The organism is Arcobacter sp. CECT 8989, from assembly GCF_004116715.1.
In the GTDB taxonomy this organism is placed as follows: Bacteria; Campylobacterota; Campylobacteria; order Campylobacterales; family Arcobacteraceae; genus Halarcobacter.
Genome location: NZ_PDKE01000074.1, coordinates 1 through 441, shown reverse-complemented (window position 1 = coordinate 441; position 441 = coordinate 1). Strand labels below are relative to the sequence as shown.

The window sequence follows — 441 nt, the reverse complement described above, 5'->3', positions numbered from 1 at the left end:
AATAATTGTTTTGTTATTTAATAAGTAAAAATTAATTAGATTTAATTAAAAATATAGTTCAAAAATCATTAACACTAATTGAATTTAGTTATATAGGGATAATAATATTAATAGGATATTGGAAATTGTTACAGCAAATAATAAAAAGAAATAAGATTTGAGGTGGTGCCCACAACTGGATTTGAACCAGTAACCTCTTCCTTACCATGGAATTGCTCTACCGTTGGAGCTATGCAGGCAAAAAAGTTAGTATAAAAATAAAATACAAATAAATAGAGTACGTTAATAAGTAATAGCCCGAAAAATGTGGACTAAAAAAAAAGCTTACCATTAGCAACTAAGGATAAGTTGGTAAAGGTAAGCTTTAATAGAAATAAACTCAAGAGCTGGCAGCGACCTACGTTTCCACAAGGGGGCCCTGCAGTATTATCAGCGCAGAAG

General features: G+C 30.6%; 1 tRNA gene. It reads right to left on the bottom strand.

The features are described from left to right. Nucleotides 1-163 precede the first annotated feature (163 nt). Nucleotides 164-239: transfer RNA gene (locus CRV02_RS14500), tRNA-Thr, on the bottom strand. Nucleotides 240-441: the final 202 nt, after the last annotated feature.